This window comes from Methylobacter marinus A45, assembly GCF_000383855.1.
Taxonomy (GTDB): domain Bacteria; phylum Pseudomonadota; class Gammaproteobacteria; order Methylococcales; family Methylomonadaceae; genus Methylobacter; species Methylobacter marinus.
This window is the reverse complement of record NZ_KB912877.1, coordinates 103,654-119,419: the sequence shown is the minus strand read 5'-3', so window position 1 is coordinate 119,419 and position 15,766 is coordinate 103,654. Positions and strand designations below refer to the sequence as shown.

The following is a 15,766-nucleotide window of genomic DNA, read 5'->3' as shown; positions in this document are numbered from 1 at the left end:
GGCTATAGTAATGAAAAGAGTTGTGGTAACCGGTTTAGGGATAGTTTCCAGCATAGGGAATAACCGAAAAGAGGTTGTCAGTTCCCTAAAAGAAGGGCGTTCTGGAATTGTATTTGCCGAGATTTATAAGGAACTGGGTTTTCGTAGCCATGTTCATGGGCTTGTCAATATAGATCAAGACGAATTTATCGACCGTAAAATAAAACGTTTTATGGGGGATGGCGCTGCGTTTAACTATATTGCCATGCAGCAGGCTATTGATGATGCCGGTCTGGCTGAGTCAGAGGTATCGAATTTCAGGACCGGGCTGGTGATGGGTTCAGGTGGACCTTCTACCTCAAACCTTGTGGACGCGGCAGATATTTTACGTGAAAAAGGTATCAAAAAGGTAGGGCCCTATATGGTGACCCGCACCATGTCCAGCACCAATACGGCCTGTCTGGCTACACCTTTTAAAATCAAGGGCGTCAATTACTCCATCAGTTCCGCCTGTGCGACCAGCGCTCATTGTATCGGCCATGCCATGGAATTGATCCAGATGGGCAAGCAGGATGTCGTGTTTGCAGGCGGCGGAGAGGAAGTTCACTGGACGATGTCCGTTTTGTTTGATGCGATGGGCGCTTTGTCCTCCAAATATAACGACACTCCGTCAACGGCTTCACGACCTTACGATGAAACCCGGGATGGTTTTGTTATCTCGGGCGGCGGCGGTGTTTTGGTCATTGAAGAGTTGGAACACGCCAAGGCACGCGGCGCCAAGATATATGCCGAGCTGATAGGTTACGGCGCGACCTCCGACGGTTACGACATGGTTCAGCCTTCCGGCGAGGGCGCGGTGCGCTGCATGCAGCAGGCTATGGAGACAGTGCATGCCCCGATCGATTATATTAATGCGCATGGCACCAGTACGCCGGTTGGCGATACCAGGGAGCTGGAAGCGTTACGCACGGTATTCGGTGCCGGCGATGTGCCGCCGGTCAGTTCAACTAAGTCGTTGACGGGGCACGCATTAGGCGCCGCCGGCGTTAACGAGGCTATTTACTCATTACTGATGATGGAAGAAAACTTCCTGAGCGCTTCAGCCAACATTACCCAGCTGGACCCGAATGCGGAAGGCATTCCCATCGTGCGCGAGCGTCAGGATAATGTTACGTTAAACACAATCATGTCGAACAGTTTCGGTTTTGGCGGAACCAACGCAACATTAATCTTCCAGCGTTATAACGGATAACGCGTTTCATTCCGGGGTTCGACATTGGCGAACCCCGCTTTCCATTCCTAAAATCAGGTCAACAGCCTTCTGACCATGTCAGATTCAAGTAAAAAATCCAGAACTCAATTCAATAAATTGCAAAAACGTCTGCGGCATTGTGTCGGCGATGCGATTGCCGATTACAACATGATCGAAAACGGCGATAAGGTCATGGTGTGCCTGTCCGGGGGCAAGGATTCCTATACCTTGCTGGATATCTTGCTGAATTTGCAGAAGACGGCGCCTGTCGATTTCGAGTTGATTGCCGTCAATCTGGATCAAAAACAGCCCGGTTTTCCAGAGCATGTTTTGCCCGAATACCTGGCATCAATAGGCGTTCCCTATCATATTATCGAAAAAGACACCTATAGCGTCGTCAAGCGCGTTATTCCCGAAGGCAATACAACCTGCGGGCTTTGCTCAAGACTGAGGCGCGGCACCTTATATGGCTATGCCGAAGCCAATGGCGTAACCAAAATAGCGTTAGGGCATCATCGTGACGATATTCTCGAGACTTTTTTCCTGAATATCTTCTACGGCGGCAAGCTGAAGGCGATGCCGCCCAAACTGCTCAGCGACGACAAAAAAAATATCGTAATCAGGCCGTTGGCTTATTGCCGGGAAAAAGATATCGAGCGGTTTGCCGCGTTTAAAGACTTTCCGATCATTCCTTGCAATCTATGCGGTTCTCAGGAAAACCTGCAAAGGCAGGCCATGAAAGTCATGCTGAAGAGTTGGGATAAACAGTTCCCGGGGCGGCTGGAAACCATCTTTACCAGTTTGCAGAATGTGGCGCCTTCACAATTGGCCGATACGCAGCTGTTCGATTTTGCCGGACTGAAACGGAGCGATAGCCTTGAGGAGCAGGTTATTGCATTTAATGCCGGTCTAGAGGTGTTGGCTCAATAAGGATTATGCCAATTATTGTCCTTTTTACCGATTTCGGTCCGTCCGGGCCTTATACCGGGCAGATGGAAGTGGTATTGCGGCAATTGGCGCCGGCCCATCCGGTTATTAATCTGCTCAGCAATGCGCCTGTTGCCAATCCCCGCGCAAGTTCTTATCTTCTGGCTGCGTTGCGGCACAGTTTCCCCGAAGACAGTATTTTTTTGACGGTAATCGATCCCGGCGTCGGCAGCGGGCGTAAAGCAGTTGTTTTGCGCGCCGACGGCCAGTATTTTGTCGGCCCCGATAACGGATTGCTCAATACCGTCGCCGTACAATCCCGGCAGGCGCAGTGGTTGGAGATTATATGGAAGCCAGAGCAGTGCTCGATGAGCTTTCATGGCCGGGATTTATTCGCGCCGGTTGCGGCCAGACTGGCCTGCAATACCGCTGATGATTTATTGAAGCCGTTTGCCAGGCATGATCTGGCGGCCTGGCCCGAAGATTTGCCGGAAGTGATCTATTTTGATCATTACGGCAACGCCATGACCGGCTTGCGTTACCACGAAGATCTGGCGGGCAAACGGCTGACAATTAACGGAATCGCCATGGCGCAGGCCAATACTTTCAGCGCCGCCGCCGAGCACCAGGCTTTCTGGTATAAAAATGCCAACGGTTTGGTTGAGATTGCTGTTAATCAAGGCAGTGCGCGGCAACAGCTTGGTCTTGAACTGGGCGATGGCATTTCTTTCGTTCTGTAAGACATTGTCGTTATCTTTATGGCCGAATCATCGAATCGCTGGCAATTCTGGATAGATCGGGGCGGGACCTTTACCGATATCGTGGCGCGCAGTCCAGAAGGCGTGCTGGTTAGCCGAAAGCTATTGTCCGAGAATCCGGAACGCTACCAGGATGCCGCTTTGCAAGGGATTAGAGAAATATTGGGCATCCCGGATGAAGCATTGCCGGGCGAAATGATTGAGTCGGTAAAAATGGGTACGACGGTAGGGACTAATGCCCTGCTGGAACGTCGGGGCGAGCCGACTGCTTTAGTCATTACTCGCGGTTTCAGGGATTGTTTGCGCATCGGTTATCAGAATCGTCCCGATATTTTTGCCCTGAATATCCGCTTGCCGGAATTGCTCTATCAAAGCGTCACGGAAATCGATGAACGGGTTAGCGCACGGGGCGACATTCTGTTATCGCTCGATAAACACCGGGCTAAACAACAGTTGCAGGCTATCTATGATGCCGGTTTTCGCGCCATCGCCATTGTGCTGATGCATGCCTGGCGCTATCCCCTGCATGAACAAATCTTGCAAGAATTGGCCGAAGAAATCGGCTTCCTGCAAATATCGGTATCGCATCAGGTCAGTCCCTTGATGAAAATTGTCGGCAGAGGCGATACCACAGTCGTGGATGCCTATCTGTCGCCCTTGCTCAGGCGTTATGTCAAGCAAGTGGCCGACGGCATCAATGGGATCAGCGGCGGCCGGCGTGCGGTCCGGTTGCTGTTCATGCAGTCAAACGGAGGATTGACCGATGCGGTAAGTTTTCAGGGCAAGGACAGCATCTTATCGGGGCCTGCCGGCGGCATAGTCGGCGCCGTCGCCGTATCGGCCAAGGCCGGTTTAGACAAGATCATCGCCTTTGATATGGGAGGTACATCCACCGATGTCGCCCATTATGCCGGCGAATACGAACGCAGTTTTGAAACGGAAGTGGCGGGCGTAAGAATGCGCGCGCCGATGATGCATATTCATACCGTTGCCGCCGGCGGCGGCTCCATCTTGCATTTCGAAACGGGCCGCTACCGCGTAGGCCCCGATTCCGCCGGAGCCAATCCGGGGCCGGCAGGCTATCGTCGCGGCGGGCCTCTGACCGTCACCGATGCTAATATCCTGCTTGGAAAATTGCCGCTGTTTCCCCCTGTTTTCGGGCCGGAGGGCAATTTGCCATTGGACCGTCACCGGGTCAGGCAGTTGTTCACCGTACTGGCGGAACAGATCAATGCAGAAACCGGAAGCCATAGAACGCCGGAACAGGTCGCGGAAGGTTTCCTGGCTGTTGCCGTTGAGAATATGGCGGCCGCGATTAAAAAAATATCGGTACAGAAAGGCCATGATGTCTCCTTGTACAGTTTATGCTGTTATGGCGCCGCGAGTGGCCAGCATGCCTGCGCGGTCGCCGACAGGCTCGGCATCCGGCGCGTTCTTTTGCACCCCTTGGCCGGCGTATTATCGGCTTACGGCATGGGGCTTGCCGATATCAGACTGATGAAGGAGCAGGCGCTGGAGCTGCAGTGGCAGACAACATCTCTGGCCGACTTACAGATGGTCATGGCCGACCTTGAACAGCAAGGCCGTCAGGAAATGCGGGCTCAACATATCGATACCGCTAGGATCACCTCAATCGGTCGCTTGCATCTGCGTTATCAGGGGACAGACACGGCCTTACAGGTCGAGTTTTCCGGTAAAGAATCCATGCTTAATGCGTTTGAAAGCAAATACCGGCAGCAATTCGGTTTCCTTTACCAAGATAAACCATTGGTGATCGAAGCGGTCTCAGTGGAAATTATCGGCGTAACCGAGCGGGCTGAAGATCAGCGGTTTTATACGAACCATCCGCATGACCGGCCGCTGCGGATTGCGCGCGTATTCATGCACAATGCTTTTCACCGGACGCCGGTTTACGGTAGAGAGCAATTGCAAGCCGGCAGACCGATTCCGGGACCGGCCATTCTTGTCGAGCCGACCTCGACTATCATTATCGAGCCGGGTTGGCAGGGTGAAATAACCGCTCGGCAGGAGCTGATTTTAACCCGTGCGCAAACGAAAGCCCGCCAACATATCCAGGTGTCGTCGATGCCGGACCCGGTGATGCTGGAGATATTCAATAAATTGTTCATGTCCATTGCCGAGCAAATGGGCTTCGTGCTGCAAAACACCGCGCACTCGGTCAACATTAGGGAGCGGCTGGATTTTTCCTGTGCGATTTTTGACGGACAAGGGCAACTGGTCGCCAATGCGCCCCATATCCCCGTGCATCTGGGCTCCATGGGGGAAAGCGTTCAGGCCTTGCTGCTGGCGGAGCGTGAGTCCATGCGGGAAGGCGATGTTTATTTATTGAATTCGCCTTATCATGGAGGCACTCACTTACCGGATATCACAGTCGTCACGCCGGTTTACAAGGAGAGCGAATTATTGTTTTTTGTCGCCTCGCGCGGGCATCATGCCGATGTCGGCGGCATTTCGCCCGGTTCCATGCCTTCCGATAGTCATTATATAGAAACGGAAGGCGTGCTCAGTAACGGCATGAGGATCGTCAGTGCCGGGCATTTTCAGGAGCAGCAGGTTCGAAACTGGCTGCTCTCGGGCGCATACCCGGCACGAAATCCGGACCAGAATATCGCCGACCTGCAAGCCCAGATTGCCGCCAATCATAAAGGGTTGCTGGAACTTAAGAACATGGTCGAGAGCTATTCTTTGGCTACCGTCCGGGCCTACATGCAGCATGTGCAGGACAATGCCGAGGCGGCGGTGCGTCATGTCCTGAAATCACTTTCCGGCGGACAGTTTGTGTACAGCATGGATGACGGCTCCGAGATTGCCGTTGCAGTTACTGTAGACCAGCAGGCAGGAACGGCGACAATCGATTTCAGCGGCACTTCCGCGCAGTTGGCCAGCAACTTCAATGCACCGGCGGCCGTTTGCAAAGCCGCAGTGTTGTATGTATTCAGAACGTTGGTGCAGGATGATATTCCTTTGAATGCCGGCTGTTTGAAGCCATTGGAGATTATCGTGCCGGAAGGCTCGCTGTTAAACCCGCATTATCCTGCGGCTGTTGTCGCGGGCAATGTCGAAACCTCGCAATATATCGTCGATGCCTTGTATGGGGCATTAGGCGTATTGGCTGGTTCGCAAGGCACAATGAACAACCTGACCTTCGGTAATGCCCAATATCAATACTATGAAACCATCTGCGGCGGAGCAGGAGCGGGCGCTGACTTCGACGGTTGCGATGCGGTTCATACGCATATGACCAATTCCCGGATAACCGATCCTGAAGTTCTGGAGTGGCGGTTTCCGGTCTTATTGGAAGAGTTCTCGATCAGGCAGGGGAGTGGCGGCAGCGGCAGGCAGAAAGGCGGCAACGGCGTGCGGCGAAGAATCAGATTTAACGAGCCTATGAGCGTCAGTATCTTGTCCAGCCATAGAATCAAGCCCACGTTCGCAGTGAACGGCGCCGCCCCCGGAAAATGCGGCCAAAACAGTCTGATGCGACTAAATGGCGAGAAAGAAAACCTTCCGGGCTGTGCTCAAATTGACGTGCAAGCAGGCGATGCGGTGCAAATTGAAACTCCAGGCGGCGGCGGTTACGGTTAATCAGCATTGATGAGATGGGATATGAGTAAAAAAATCAATAAATAAGTTGCTTTTAAAATTCGTTCGGTTATCATACTCGGATCGCGGAGAGATGGCTGAGTGGTTTAAGGCAGCGGTCTTGAAAACCGTCGTGGGTTTGTAGCCCACCCAGAGTTCGAATCTCTGTCTCTCCGCCATTTCAATACTATAAGTTATTGTTTTTTTTTAAAAAAATTAACTTGCATTCAATATCTACCGTACTTCTTAGCGTGCTTGTGGATTCCGGATAAGAATTCATAAATTTCTGTTTTCGCGCTTTATTTTTCCGCAGCAACTGCCTATTTAAAATAGCAAGTTGGATAGTTTACCCGGATGAGCATCAATCTTTTTTGATTTAGGCACAAAAGGATTGATATTATCCATTCTCGTATTTTGTGGGATTGCATGTACCATATGCTTCCAAATAAATTATTTAACGCTTACCTTCCTCTTCAGCGTCTAAACTGAACAAATAAAGTTGCATCGCTTTGTTTCCTCAATATTTTAATGTGAATTAAGAGCTGGTTCGTAAAAAAAATCCAGAAAAACAGAGCCGCTGCGAGTTTGCCGAAGACGTGCACCATCAGGCCATTGCAAGAACGCACTTCACAGGCACATTCCATGCCTGTTTTTTCCTCAATCCAGGCAAATAACGCTTCAATCGTTTGCCGGACACGAGAAATGGCTGTGGCCAGTCATTGATCCTGAAGCTCCAGATAACGTTGCCCTTTTTGTTTTTTAACCGGTGCCAGAACTGGCAAGCCCGGCATCATTGCCGAGTATAAGCAAGAAGCCAAGAAACAGACCAGCCGCTGGCTTTCGCGCTGTCTGACATTACCCTCCTGGCGTCCAACAAATTCGGCTACAGTGCCGAAGATGTGCTGAACGTCTGCCAGGCACTTTATGAAACCCACAAACTGACTTCCTATCCACGCACGGATTGCGCCTATCTGCCGGAATCCCAACATGCCGACGCAGCCGATGTGCTGGCAGCGATCAAACACGTCAATCCCGAACTGGGCGGGATAGTGGACAGTGCCGATCCAAGCATCAAATCCAACACATGGGACGACTCGAAGATCACCGCGCACCACGGAATCATCCCGACGATGCACAAGGGCGGTAGGGCGAGCCTCACTGACCCCCCTGTGTCAGGATAGTTGTCACCCTCCCGCTAACGGGATAATTGGAAATCAGACAGGGGACGGAAAGAGCATGTAATGTCGCATTATTCAGCAGAACGCAAAGCGTCTGTATTAAAAAAACTGTTGCCACCCCATAACCGCTCAGTACCGGAAGTTGCCAGAGAGGAAGGGATTTGTGACCAGACGTTATACAATTGGCGCAAACAAGCCAAAGAACAGGGGTGCCCGTGCCTGGCAGCGGGAAACAAACAGAAGACTGGTCGCCGGAGGCAAAATTTGCCGCCGTGGTGGAAACCGTGGCCATGACCGAACTGGAACTGAGCGAATACTGCCGCCGCCAGGGCCTTTATCCCGAGCAGATCCGGCGTTGGAAGGACACCTGCATTCAAGGCTCCCAGAAGGCCGGAGCGCAACAGCAACAGCAGCGACTGGAAGCAAAGCAGGACAAACAGCGCATCAAGGCGCTCGAAAAAGAGCTCAACCGCAAGGAGAAAGCCCTGGCGGAAGCCGCGGCTTTGCTGGTGCTGCGAAAAAAGTTGACAGCCCTCTGGGAGGCAAACGAGGCCGACTAACCTCGTACCCGGAGCGGCAACAATTAGTGGCCTGGATTCGCGAAGCAACCTCTGCGGGCGCCCGGAAGCGTTTGGCCTGCGCAGAAGCCGGGCTCAGCCTGCGCACCTTCCAGCGCTGGACACAGGAAGCCGGCCAGATTAGTCAGGACCAGCGCGCGCAAGCGCAACGCCCGGAGCCGGCGAACAAGCTGTCGGAACAGGAGCGGGCTCAGGTATTGGCCATCTGCAACCAGCCGGCCTATGCCAACCTGCCGCCCAGCCAGATCGTGCCGAGACTGGCGGACCAGGGCCTATATCTAGCTTCGGAGTCCAGCTTTTATCGCATTCTGAAGGCAGCGGATCAGCTGCATCATCGGGGGCGTGCAAAAGACAGACAGAAATCCCGGCCTCCGACCACACATCAAGCCCGAGCGGCTAATGAAGTCTGGACCTGGGACATCAGTTATCTGCCGAGCGGCGTGCGCGGACGGTTCTTTTATCTGTACCTGATCATGAATATCTTCAGCCGTAAAATCGTCGCCTGGGAAGTGCACGAGCAGGAGTGTGGCGAAGCGGCGGCCGCTTTGGTACAGTGAGCGGTCTTGGCCGAGCATTGCTGGCGCAAGCGCGGTCATGGTATATCCCGTCGGGTGTTGATACCGCTCCCTTTGTCAAATGGACGCAGGGCGCCCGCCAGGCAGCGACAGAACAGCAATCAATCAAAACTCAGGGCCAAGACCCGCGTACCTATCTGGCCGTACCCTATGGCGAGCGTGTCGCAGCCAAGGCGGCAGGCGCTCTGTGGGATAAGGCGGCGAAGTCCTGGTACGCAGGCCCTGATGCTGATATGGCAAAGCTCGAACGCTGGAAGCCCGACAACATGCCAGACCAGCAAGGACCGGCGATGACACCAAAAGAAGAATTTGCCGAGGCGTTACAGTCCTTGGGTTGCATCCTAACCGGCGAACACCCGATCATGGATGGCAAGAAGCACCGGATCGGTGTCGAAGGCGATAAAAAGGGCGAAGAGGCTGGCTTCTATGTTGGCCACCTGGATGGCCATCCTGCAGGCTACATCAAGAACAACCGCACCGGCACGACATGAAATGGAAATCAAAAGGCTATACGCTCGATCCGCAAGAGAAAGCAAAACTGCAGGCCGAAGCCGCAACCAAGCTGGCCGAACGGGCAGCCGAGCAAGAACGACTGCATGAAGCCACCGCGCAACGTGTCAGCCGCCAAATGGAAATCTTGGTACTAATTGACAAGCCGACCCCATATCTGCAAGACAAAGGCATCCAGGCGCACATCGGCGCTCTGACGGATAAGGAAGGTCAAACGACCTACATCCCCGCCTTCGATGTGGACGGCAAGCAATGGACAATGCAGTATATCCAGGAGGACGGCACCAAGCGGTTTGCCAAGGACAGCCGGAAGGAAGGATGTTTTCATCCGGTTGGGGGCATGGACGCTATAGCAGTAGCTCCGGTATTAGTCATTGCCGAGGGCTATGCCACGGCGGCCACTCTATCAGAGGCGCTTGGCCAAGCTACTGTCGCGGCTTTTGATTCGGGCAATCTACCTACTGTTGCCCGCGCACTGCATGAGAAGTTTCCGGATAAGCCGATCATCATTGCCGGCGACGATGACCGACGGTTGGAGGCGACTCAAGGAATCAATCCCGGCCGGACGAAAGCTAAAGAAGCGGCCAAGGCCGTAGGGCAAAGCGACTTTTCCAATCTTCGCACCTGGAGAGCAAGAGAGTAATCCCAAGAGTTTTACTGATTTTAATGATCTTGCCACCAAGAGCGAGCTGGGGCGGAGTGGAGTTGAGCGCCAAGCTATGGCGGCTGTAAGCAAGGCGCTTCTTGAAAAGGAGGAACGCCAAGAACGGATACTACAGCTCGAACAGGAGCAGAAACAGAATGTTCAGCAAGAGCAGCGGCCGCGTCGCGCTATGAAAGTCGGATAGTGCAAGTCATTTTGTAAAGGTGTAAAAGGTTATCCACAAATTCTGTGGATAACCTTGTCAATATTTCGTCATAATTTCAGCTAACTTCTTGTAAAGTATGAAATTTAGTTAAATTGGCTAAAAACTTATCATCGCTATGTTTTATAACACTCATCGCCTGCATTCGTACCTGGGTTACAAAAGCCCCAATCAGTATGAAGAAGAAATGAATCAACTACAGAATGTTGCTTAACTGGATTGGTTGATTTTACTTGACCATTTCATTTTGAGAAATTTCACCAGATAAAATCACTTAATGTGAGAAGACTAAAAAACAGGGACAGCTAATGCGAGAAAAACTGATTTTATAAAATCAATTAATCCGAGATAAAAAAGCCGGATAAGTGCAAGAAATCGCGATTATGAAATCAAGAAACTACAATTAATAGATATGTGTGGGGGCCTGCAAATATAAACCACAGGACCTGCAAACAGCCATTTTTTCGCCCCGGATTAACTGCCAATAGCCGATGCGTTCGACCCGAATTAAATGAGAATAGACCGGCATTATTTGCCAACAGCCTGCAAACATCGCTCAGGGCCCACATTGTGTGCCAATAAGGAATCAGAGAGGAATCCCAATCGCCAACAGGCAGTTCTGCAATTCCTGCGTCCGGGCTGGAGTCAGGTTGCCCTGCAAGAATAACCGTATTTCAGCGGGTTTGGTATCGAGCAGTTCAGCCAGGGCCTTGGCATTGTAGCCATGCCGGGTTAGTCGAGGCCCTAACGAATTGAGTATTCCGACCAAAAAACAGCTGTGTAAAATGTAGTGTAGGGGAATGCACAAAAACGGGCGGAGCTGTTTGGGTCCCGATACAGCCTATTGTTATGTGCACTTTCTGTATACCTTATTGCAATGTATAAGGTCACTTTAATTCATAAAAACAAGAAGAGGCAGCACAAAACTAGCCGCCTCCCCAGTTATGCAAACTCACTGAGAACTAGTCCAGCTACTTAACAGGCACTAAATAATCCATTTCACTCTCATGTGAATCCAAGCTAAAACGCTCGTCATATACTTCAATTTCTGGCGATTCAATAACTTCCAAGCCCGATTCCGGCAAATAACGGGTCCAAACATTCATAATAAACGCCTGAAAGCCAGATATTGGCCCATTGTATGTATACTTTGCATATTTTTGAGCAGGAACGGTCAGCTTGATCATCCCTGCGGGTACCATTTCTCCTTTATCTGCTTCCTTTGCAGCCATGTACCGGAAGACCCCGGAACAATCATTTTTTTGCCGTGTCTTAGTCGGCACCACTGTTAGGCCATAATAGCAGTTGTTTTCTTTGGACTTAACCTCGTTACTTCTAGACCATAACTCTTGCCATTGAGATAACGCACCAGAAAAATCTGGGGAGTCATAGTCCTTTTGTATACCAATTACTTCAAAGCCATTACGTTCAACAATTTTATGTTTCATAAGCTCTCCTATATGGATTTCAAAAGCTGATTTCAATCCAATAAAACCTTCGTTCGGGCTTCTCACCTTATTCCGAAACTTACTCGGTGTAGTATTAAATTGGAGCTTGAAAGCCCTACTAAAGCTCTCTTGGGTTTCATAACCAACATCCAAGGAGATATCTAAGATACGGCGCTTCGTGTTTAGTAATTCCATCGCCGCCCATTCTAATCGTCTTTTGCGTATAAAGCTGGCGAAATTTTCACCAACCACAAGCATAAAAACACGATGAAAATGATATGGTGAAAAGGCGGCTATCTGAGCCACATCATCAAGTTCAACATTTTCAGGAAGTTTTTCCTGAGCATAGTTCAAAGCCCGATTTATCCTTACACCATATTCGCTCATCGACATCTCCTCAAAGAAGGTGAATTCATCATGCCAACAAATGAACTACTTGTTTTGACATTTTTTGCGAAGAAACTCGGTAGGGCGTATACCCATTTTCGCAATGGAGGAGGCTATTGTTTCGTCCCATGAATACTGGCTAAACAATGGTTATGATCACGAGAAGCAGTGCGACGACTCGCGTCTGATCCAGACGAAGACCTATTCTTGGCAGGATAACCTATGGCGGCGAATATCCCGGTGTCTATTCCATCTTATCTCATAACAAATTACGGGCTACAAGGTCAAGAATCCTGACCACTACCGGTATCCGAAAGCATCCAGTCTCTGACCATTTCCTCATCGGAGAAATCCTGCGGCAGGGTAACTGGCTGATAGCGCTGGCGTTGGGGCAGAAATTTTTCATGGGCGGTCATGCTTGGCTGTGTTCATGAGCTGTAACCCGCTTCTTTCTGGTGCCGGAAAGCCAGCACATAGACGGCATCGGCGCTTGAATCAACGCGGTAGAGCGCGACATAACCTGAATCCCCAAAGGGAATGATCAGCTCGCGCAATTCGGGAAGCTCATCGATCGGTCTGCCTATGCCCGGTTCTGTTTCCAGCAAAGAAAATCGGCTGGCGATTACTTGTCCAGCCCTCATTGAGGCCTGAGGATTCTTTTCCGCCAGAAAACGCCGACAGCGCTCCAAGCCCTGGACCGCTCCTTCCGTGACGATCACTCGTGGCACGGCGGAATCTCGGCCTCTTTATCGGTTCCCCAGGTCTTCAACCAGTCACATACTTCCTGGCCAGTCAAGTGCTGTCCGGTTTCTTGATAAGCTGTCCAGGATGCCAAGGCCTCTTGTTTGAAAGATTCCCTCGCTTCCTCGCGTTCGACGTAGTCGCGGATCGCTTCACGCATGATCCAGTGCGCTGAACGGTGCCGTATCTCAGCCAGGTGCTGGATACGGTTTTTCAAATCGTCGTCTAGTTTGACCGATGTCGCCATGCTGAAACCCTCGTTATTACTAGGTATTACTTTTTGATACTATACCATTATTTTACCGGTCTACAAGACAAGCGGTTATTTAATGCGTTCCCGCCGCAGCCGCCTGCGTTATTTTCAGAATGACGACTGCTATTGCCACTTTTCAAAGTGGCTGTCAGTAGCGTTTAAACCAGTTGGCAACACGTTGCAAATCTTCGAGGTCGAAGTCAGCATGTCGCAAAACTCCTAAATTCTGCGACTGATATGGCTACATTAAACCGGACACACAATTTAAAAGAAAGTGAACAGAAAACGTGTGCCCAAAATGAATCAAGAAAAACAAAAAGTCTATAGTGCGGAATTCAGAGCGTCAGCCGTTAAACTGGCGAACGAGTCGGACCAGTCGATTGTCCAGACCGCCAAGGATCTCGGTATCAATGTCTATACGTTGCATACCTGGATCAGCAAATATAGCCGGCCCAAAACCAGCGACAAAGCGGTACGCACTGACGAGCACCTTTACGATGAATTAAAGCGGCTGAAGAAAGAGGTCGCTCGACTCACTGAGGAGCGCGATTTACTAAAAAAGGCGGCGGCGTACTTTGCCAGGGAAACCCGGTCGACTGCATGGATGCAGGAGGTAGAGCACCAACAGTAGGCGCTTTAGGCGCAGCTTCCGCTCCTGCTCACGCTAAGTACCTACATCCCTGTAGGCAACGCAGGAGCAGTTGCCGAGAAGTACGCCTGGATCAAGCAACATACGAATGACTTTTCAGTGGATGCGATGTGTCGATTCCTGAAGGTGTCCCGTAGCGCTTATTATGCCTGGTTACAGCGCGGGCAAACAGAGGCCGAGAAAGACGATGCCGCTTTGACGAGCCTCATCCGCACCGAGTTTGACAAAAGCCGGGCGACCTATGGCACTCGGCGCCTGAAGCATATATTGCTCGGCCATCAGCGGGCGGTGAGCCGGCGGCGCATAGGCCGTTTGATGCGGGAAGCCAATCTGGCCTGTAAATCCAAACGCAAATTCAAGGCGACTACGAATTCCCAACATGATCTACCCATTGCACCGAACCATCTGGACCGTCAATTTACCGTGAATCAACCTAATCAGACTTATGTCGGCGACATCACCCACGTTCATACTCAGGAAGGCTGTCTGTATCTGGCGGTGGTGATTGATCTGTTTTCCGACTAGTGGCCGGTTGGTCGATTACCCATAGGGCACAAGGGCCGAGCATATGCGGGCCAAGCTGGTGAATGATGCGCTCTTGATGGCTATTTGGCAGCGCAAGCCCGACAAAGGCTTGTTATGGCATACCGATCGCGGCAGTCAATATGCCTCGGAAAGCCACCGGGCACTATTAGCCCGGCATGGCGTAAGGCAAAGCATGAGCCGTAAGGGCAACTCTGCTGGGATAATGCGGTTTCGGAAAGCTTCTTCCATACCTTGAAAACCGAGTTGGTGCACCATCAGACCTATCAAACCCGGACTGAGGCTAGACAGGCGATATTTGAATATATTGAGATCTTTTACAACCGCGAGCGATTATATTCAGCCAATGGCTATAGGTCGCCCGTGAATTACGAATTGCGGCATAAAGCGGCTTAACCGTGTGTCCGGAAAAGTGTTGACACATCAATTTGAACGCCATCCCTAAGCTGGCCTTCCGATTGCCGCACTGCTTGGTTTTTGGTCGTTCTAAGGAACCGATGATCATCAGAGGAATCCCCTGTTGAGATGCCTCCGAGTAAAGCTAAGGCAGAAGCTCCAGTTTCAGCAGGTACCACAAATTCAGCAGAATGGCCGGAGCCGATAATCCACTGGCATTGCCGGCACTGGCATAAAAATAATCATTACAGTGTTAACCGCAATGATTGCGGTTTGTAAAAATATTTTTTTAAATAAAAATACAGCTGATTTTTATAAAGTGCGGCATATGCCATAAAAAATTTTGGGAGTTGTGTCATATGACATAGTTCTTACTTTTTAAGATGCGACAATTTATCCTGCGACATTTTGTCGCATTTTGTTTCCTTTCTTCGCTGCCTAACATCCCTCCCGACTCTTTGAAGAGTTCATAGACCTTTTCCAAGCGGCGTTACCTCATGGCCGCTCTTTTTGGGAATTTTGTTCAACGAAGCCTGGCGCGGTCAACTCAGCGCCAGTCTTGGATGCTAATGCAAAGTGGGTAGAGTATGGCTTGGGACGAAGAGGAAGATACGACGATCTATCATGTGGTTGTTAATCACGAGGAGCAATACTCCATTTGGCCGGAGTACAAGGCGGTGCCTAAAGGCTGGAAAACTGTCGGCAGAACCGGAAAGAAACAGGAATGCCTGGATTACATTAAAGACGTTTGGACGGATATGCGTCCTTTGAGTTTGCGCAAGGCAATGGCGGAAAACGCAGAGCTTAGCGACATCGGTGCAACGAACTGTTAATGGCAACGCTCATCCAAGCTGCCGGACGGTTAGAGGCCGGGCAAGCTGTTCGCATCTTCTATGGTTCTTTGTCGCTTGAAGGAGAGACTAAAAAGTTCCCGAAGCTCTGTAGAGCCGCTTAACAAGGGCCTAGCTTAGTTGAAATTGTTGCGGATCGTGTTTTCTGTGAGGGATCAGGCGAAACTGGACTAAATCCTGAAAGATGAAAAAAGCGGAAACCTTCTTACATAGATGAACACGTAAGAAGCCCCTTATCAAAGGGTGCGGCGCATATTTTTAGTTAGACGCCT

Annotated in this window: 12 protein-coding genes, 1 tRNA gene and 5 pseudogenes; 13 read left to right on the top strand and 5 right to left on the bottom strand. The window is 50.9% G+C overall.

The genetic code is table 11. From position 1 onward, the window contains the following. Positions 1-10: 10 nt before the first annotated feature. The 5 genes from fabB to METMA_RS0100500 all read left to right on the top strand — a co-directional run bounded on the left by fabB (position 11) and on the right by METMA_RS0100500 (position 6,698). A complete protein-coding gene (fabB, locus tag METMA_RS0100520) occupies positions 11-1,231 on the top strand; it encodes a beta-ketoacyl-ACP synthase I (RefSeq protein WP_020157093.1) in 1,221 nt (406 codons plus the stop codon). Positions 1,232-1,306: 75 nt separating this feature from the next. Then, positions 1,307-2,161 (top strand): tRNA 2-thiocytidine(32) synthetase TtcA, encoded by an 855-nt coding sequence (gene ttcA, locus METMA_RS0100515; RefSeq protein WP_020157092.1) that lies wholly within the window; start codon positions 1,307-1,309, stop codon positions 2,159-2,161. A 5-nt stretch (positions 2,162-2,166) separates the two neighbouring features. Next, on the top strand, positions 2,167-2,898 hold the full coding sequence (locus METMA_RS0100510; RefSeq protein ID WP_020157091.1) for an SAM hydrolase/SAM-dependent halogenase family protein: 732 nt from the start codon (positions 2,167-2,169) through the stop codon (positions 2,896-2,898). Between the two features lie 18 nt (positions 2,899-2,916). After that, the gene (locus METMA_RS0100505) at positions 2,917-6,522 is read left to right on the top strand and encodes a hydantoinase B/oxoprolinase family protein (RefSeq protein WP_020157090.1); all 3,606 of its coding nucleotides are present in this window, start codon (positions 2,917-2,919) and stop codon (positions 6,520-6,522) included. An 85-nt stretch (positions 6,523-6,607) separates the two neighbouring features. Next, a tRNA-Ser gene (locus tag METMA_RS0100500) sits at positions 6,608-6,698 on the top strand. A 381-nt stretch (positions 6,699-7,079) separates the two neighbouring features. Here METMA_RS0100500 and METMA_RS28295 read toward each other — a convergent pair. Beyond that, a pseudogene (locus METMA_RS28295) lies at positions 7,080-7,301 on the bottom strand (IS982 family transposase); the annotation flags it as partial. Between the two features lie 51 nt (positions 7,302-7,352). Between METMA_RS28295 and METMA_RS26105 the strand changes: the two are divergent. The 5 genes and pseudogenes from METMA_RS26105 to METMA_RS28155 form a co-directional block, all read left to right on the top strand. Beyond that, a complete protein-coding gene (locus METMA_RS26105) occupies positions 7,353-7,700 on the top strand; it encodes a DNA topoisomerase (protein WP_456297451.1) in 348 nt (115 codons plus the stop codon). Positions 7,701-7,760: 60 nt separating this feature from the next. Then, positions 7,761-8,829 (top strand): annotated as a pseudogene (locus tag METMA_RS27670) (transposase); the annotation flags it as partial. A 20-nt stretch (positions 8,830-8,849) separates the two neighbouring features. After that, the gene (locus METMA_RS28290; protein WP_232216296.1) at positions 8,850-9,341 is read left to right on the top strand and encodes a DUF5710 domain-containing protein; all 492 of its coding nucleotides are present in this window, start codon (positions 8,850-8,852) and stop codon (positions 9,339-9,341) included. Then, positions 9,338-10,003, top strand: coding sequence for a toprim domain-containing protein (locus METMA_RS28285; RefSeq protein WP_027146913.1), 666 nt, complete (start codon positions 9,338-9,340; stop codon positions 10,001-10,003). The genes METMA_RS28290 and METMA_RS28285 overlap by 4 nt, the downstream gene beginning before the upstream one ends. Before the next feature lie 335 nt (positions 10,004-10,338). Then, a pseudogene (locus tag METMA_RS28155) lies at positions 10,339-10,440 on the top strand (IS3 family transposase); the annotation flags it as partial. Positions 10,441-11,197: 757 nt separating this feature from the next. On the opposite strand, the gene METMA_RS0100460 reads toward METMA_RS28155, so the two are convergent. From METMA_RS0100460 to METMA_RS0100445, 4 genes are all read right to left on the bottom strand, one after another. Next, entirely contained in the window at positions 11,198-12,061 is an 864-nt protein-coding gene (locus tag METMA_RS0100460) for an AraC family transcriptional regulator (protein ID WP_020157084.1), read from the bottom strand. Between the two features lie 284 nt (positions 12,062-12,345). Next, entirely contained in the window at positions 12,346-12,477 is a 132-nt protein-coding gene (locus tag METMA_RS27955; protein ID WP_020157083.1) for a hypothetical protein, read from the bottom strand. A gap of 12 nt (positions 12,478-12,489) precedes the next feature. Continuing rightward, positions 12,490-12,789, bottom strand: a complete 300-nt coding sequence (locus METMA_RS0100450; protein WP_027146912.1) for a type II toxin-antitoxin system RelE/ParE family toxin — start codon at positions 12,787-12,789, stop codon at positions 12,490-12,492. Further along, positions 12,777-13,049: a CopG family ribbon-helix-helix protein gene (locus METMA_RS0100445; protein WP_020157081.1), complete on the bottom strand. Its 273-nt coding sequence runs from the start codon at positions 13,047-13,049 to the stop codon at positions 12,777-12,779. Before METMA_RS0100445 ends, METMA_RS0100450 begins: the two co-directional genes overlap by 13 nt. Before the next feature lie 304 nt (positions 13,050-13,353). Here METMA_RS0100445 and METMA_RS0100440 point away from each other — a divergent pair. From METMA_RS0100440 to METMA_RS0100425, 3 genes and pseudogenes are all read left to right on the top strand, one after another. Next, positions 13,354-13,649: pseudogene (locus tag METMA_RS0100440) on the top strand (transposase); the annotation flags it as partial. A 61-nt stretch (positions 13,650-13,710) separates the two neighbouring features. After that, positions 13,711-14,643: pseudogene (locus tag METMA_RS28280) on the top strand (IS3 family transposase). Between the two features lie 587 nt (positions 14,644-15,230). Next, the gene (locus METMA_RS0100425; RefSeq protein WP_020157078.1) at positions 15,231-15,476 is read left to right on the top strand and encodes an MbtH family protein; all 246 of its coding nucleotides are present in this window, start codon (positions 15,231-15,233) and stop codon (positions 15,474-15,476) included. Positions 15,477-15,766 lie beyond the last annotated feature (290 nt).